Genomic DNA, 2,240 nt, shown 5'->3' on the forward strand with positions numbered 1-2,240 from the left:
GCAATTCCACCGGCTCGGGCTCACCATCATTGAGGAGCAACACCGTTTCGGCGTGCAGCAACGCCTTTCCCTGCGCGAAAAAGGCCGCTTTGATACCGCCAACGGCAGCCAGGTCCCCCACCAGCTAACGCTCACCGCCACCCCCATTCCCCGCACCCTGGCCATGAGCGTGTACGGCGATCTGGACACCTCGGTGATCGACGAAATGCCGCCGGGGCGCAAGCCCATCGACACCCTGGTGCTGCCGGAAGGCCGCCGCCCCCAGGTGATCGAACGGATCAACGATGCCTGCCGCCCTGACACCAAAAAAGGGAATACCCAGGCTTACTGGGTCTGCACGCTCATCGAGGAATCAGAAGAACTGCAGGCCCAGGCAGCGGAAGCTACCTTCGCGGAATTGCAGGTGGCCTTGCCCGACCTGAACGTAGAGCTGGTCCACGGACGCATGAAAGCAAAAGAAAAAGCCGAACGGATGGCCCGCTTTTCCCGGGGTGACGCGCAACTGCTGATCGCCACTACGGTGATCGAGGTGGGCGTGGATGTCCCCAACGCCACGCTTATGGTGATGGAAAATGCCGAACGGCTGGGCCTGGCACAATTACATCAGCTACGCGGACGCGTAGGGCGGGGCGGCGAGCAAAGCTATTGTCTGCTGCTGTACAAGAACCCGCTATCACTCACCGGCAAACGGCGGCTGGCGGTCATGCGCGACACCACCGACGGTTTTGTTATTGCCGAAGAAGATCTGAAACTGCGCGGCCCCGGGGAATGGCTGGGCACTCGCCAGACCGGGGACCTGGCCTTTCGCATTGCCGACCTGGTTCGCGATGAAGCCCTGATGGAACCGGCCAAAGACGTGGCCACCAAACTGATGCACGACTGCCCGCAGTGGGTTGAACCGCTGTTACGCCGCTGGTTAAAGGGTGGGGAGAATTTCGCGGATATCTAAATAAAAAAGCTTGTCGGGTTACGTCGCTACGCGACTAACCCGACCTACAAAAAATCACTGCCCGGAAAGAATTTTCACCGGAATCCATTGGGTTTTTGCCTGCATCAGAAAACCGTTATTTACCCAACTCTTCAGCACCGTATCCACTTGCTGTTTCAGTTCGCTGTCTTGCTTGCGCATTACCCACGCCAGTTGTTCCTTGGTAAGCGGTTTGTACAGGCCCAGCAACTTCACCGGGTACTCATGCTTGTTAGCCAGGTTCCAGACCGTGGGCGCATCGTGAATGAACGCATCAATGTCACCGTTAACCAGGGCCTGGGTCGCTTCAGTATTGCTGTTGAACCCCCGGGTCTGCGCATCCATGGTCTCTTGCACGAACGCCTCCCCGGTAGTGCCGTTCTTGTAACCCACCCGGTAGCGCCCGGTAAACAAGGCGCCGGGCGTGGCCAGCCGGGCGGCATCGTCAAGACGAATCATGGCCATCTGGCCGATGGTGGTATAAGGCAGGCTGAATGCGAAGGCCTCCTGCCGAGCAGGCGTTATGGAAATACCGGACATGATGATATCGATTTCGTTATTCTTCAGCGCCGCAAACAGATCACTCAGTTGCGTGTATTCATGCAAAGACAGAGGGCGCTCAAGATCACTGGATAATTGCTCGGCAAAGTCCCGCTCCAGCCCCACAACCTTGGCGTCCTCGCGAAACACCAGCGGCGGGTAATCGGGCATGACACCAACCCGTAAGGCCCTGTCGTCCTGTTCGCCATGACCACTGCTGCTGCACCCTGCCAGCAGCCCCAACGCCAGCACCAGCATCCATCCAATTCGCTTCATCATTCTTTGTGCATCCTGTTGTCTTTATGGAATCAATCTTCGCACCAGTGCGGCCTTTCTTTCCCACTAAGGCATGGACGGCAAGGCACCTTCAAGGTGTTCCGGGGTCGCCATGCCTCGCATCCATTTCACCGTGGTGATCTGCCAGCCCGGATCAGCGGCTTGCAGGGAGGCCAGCACACCGGGCAAATGGGCCGCGCCGTAGGTGATATAAATGCGCTGGCTGTCATCTGCGATAATACGCTGCGCCAGCTGGCGGTTGCGGAAATCGAGAATCACTTTATCCAGCGGCCGGGGTTCATGCTCGCTCTGATCGCCCAGCGCCATGGCAAAGGCACCGCGGCACAAAATGCCGATCAGTTTTTTCTGCTCATCGGTGGCGGAAGCATGCCAATCCAGCAGGGCGGCAACCGGATCGCTGGTATCCGTGGAAGCAGGAGCCTCCCGGTCACGCACC

General features: G+C 58.5%; 3 protein-coding genes. 1 reads left to right on the forward strand and 2 read right to left on the reverse strand.

The window, feature by feature from the left end; translation table 11 throughout:
- On the forward strand, nt 1-949 hold a 949-nt coding region (locus A3730_RS16905), incomplete at its 5' end, for an ATP-dependent DNA helicase RecG (RefSeq protein WP_255364276.1).
- A 54-nt stretch (nt 950-1,003) separates the two neighbouring features.
- On the opposite strand, the gene A3730_RS16910 is transcribed toward A3730_RS16905, so the two are convergent.
- Together A3730_RS16910 and A3730_RS31775 are read right to left on the reverse strand one after the other, a co-directional pair.
- Nucleotides 1,004-1,786, reverse strand: a complete 783-nt coding sequence (locus tag A3730_RS16910; protein WP_063519648.1) for an ABC transporter substrate-binding protein — start codon at nt 1,784-1,786, stop codon at nt 1,004-1,006.
- Nucleotides 1,787-1,849: 63 nt separating this feature from the next.
- Nucleotides 1,850-2,240 (reverse strand): TraB/GumN family protein (locus A3730_RS31775; RefSeq protein ID WP_197477505.1); only part of this gene is annotated, 391 nt, incomplete at its 5' end.

This window comes from Alcanivorax sp. HI0044, from assembly GCF_001634945.1.